Source organism: Cellulophaga sp. (assembly GCF_039943695.1).
Taxonomy (GTDB): domain Bacteria; phylum Bacteroidota; class Bacteroidia; order Flavobacteriales; family Flavobacteriaceae; genus Cellulophaga.
This window is the reverse complement of record NZ_JBDVAA010000123.1, coordinates 1-1,496: the sequence shown is the minus strand read 5'-3', so window position 1 is coordinate 1,496 and position 1,496 is coordinate 1. Positions and strand designations below refer to the sequence as shown.

The window sequence follows — 1,496 nt, the reverse complement described above, 5'->3', positions numbered from 1 at the left end:
AACTATTATGCTTTAAAATTTCTTTGATAAAGCTATTGTTTGTTTTTGGGCTTATGTAAACCTCATTAAACTTATTATATTTTATAATTAAGCCTTTACTTGCTGTAGCTGGCTTAAGACCAACCCATAGTGTTTTACCTTTTATAATTTGGTGTATATCTTTAATAAGAATATCACCTTTAAACGGACCACTTTTATAACTTAAAGTTGTAGAATTAAGCTTGTAGCTTGTACCATAAAACACCCATAACAACAAGCACAGCACCAAAGCGTTGACTACTATACTAACAATATGGTTTGTAGTTTTAACTTCATCAAAAATACTAAAGAAAAGAACTGAGCATAATAATAGTATTACAACTATCATAACACCATTGAACAAATTATCTTTTCTACTTTTAAAAATCATTTTAAAACTTTAAATCATCTACATCATTATAATGTACTTTTTGTTTAATTGTACCTTTTTCTAATACCAAAACAGCCGGATTAGAACGAACTACTGTTTTTAACGCAGTTTCATCTGTAAAATAAAAACTAAAATCTAGATTGTATTTTTTTACAATTTGACTAGATAAATCATTGTTAGAAGCAGACATCCCAATAACTTTATATCCCTTAGCTATAGCTTTGTCTGTAACTGTTTTTATTGCCGTAAAAGCATCATAATCACTTTTTGCCAAATCATATGCAATTACCATAACCAACTTATCTTCTTGCAATAAAGAAGATGCAAAATCTTCACCATCTTTTTCAATTGTAAAATCGTGTATAGGTGGCTCGTACCCTTTTTGTACCTCTGTAGTTTCTACACTTACATACTCGCCATCTACAGTTGGGTAATCTCCTTGTGTAACGTATATTTTTTCTTCGCCGTTTACATTAAACTTCCATTCGTAATCAAAAATTGGCTCTGGCGCACCTTCTGGCACAGACATACCTTCTACTATATTAGCACCAATTTTATAAGGTCTAAAATCTTTAACAGGCAAATGGTCTAGTACGTAGTTAGCAAATAACACACAGGCAAGTAAGCCTAGCAAAACAATACCTCTTGTGACATTAAAATTAAAAAGTGGCTTTATATGTTTAATTCCAAAGAATAAAAGTAGAATATAAAATAGTAGTATTACGTCTTTAATAAAAGACTGAAAAGGAGTAAGTTTTATTGCATCTCCAAAGCAACCACAATCTGTTACTTTATTAAAATAGAAAGAATAGAAGGTTAAAAAGGTAAAAAAGACAATCATCCCTAGTAAGCTATATACTGTAAACTTTGGTCTGTAACCAACCAAAAGCATAATACCAAGTAATACTTCTACAATTACAACTACTATAGAGATTGATAAAGCGTGAGGTTCAAAAAAAGGCATATTTAATACACCAACGCTAAAATATTCTTCTAATTTAAACGAAAAACCAACCGGATCGTTAAGTTTTATTAATCCGCTTATGATAAATAATATTCCAACAAAGACCCTACTTAAACCTACTAA

The 1,496-nt window shown here is 30.1% G+C and carries 2 protein-coding genes; both read right to left on the bottom strand.

Annotated features, from left to right (window positions below; all coding sequences use genetic code 11):
- The coding region (locus ABJD66_RS08580; protein WP_348130437.1) for a PH domain-containing protein at positions 1–409 on the bottom strand (409 nt) is incomplete at its 3' end.
- A gap of 1 nt (position 410) precedes the next feature.
- Positions 411–1,496 (bottom strand): BT_3928 family protein (locus ABJD66_RS08575; protein ID WP_348130434.1); only part of this gene is annotated, 1,086 nt, incomplete at its 5' end.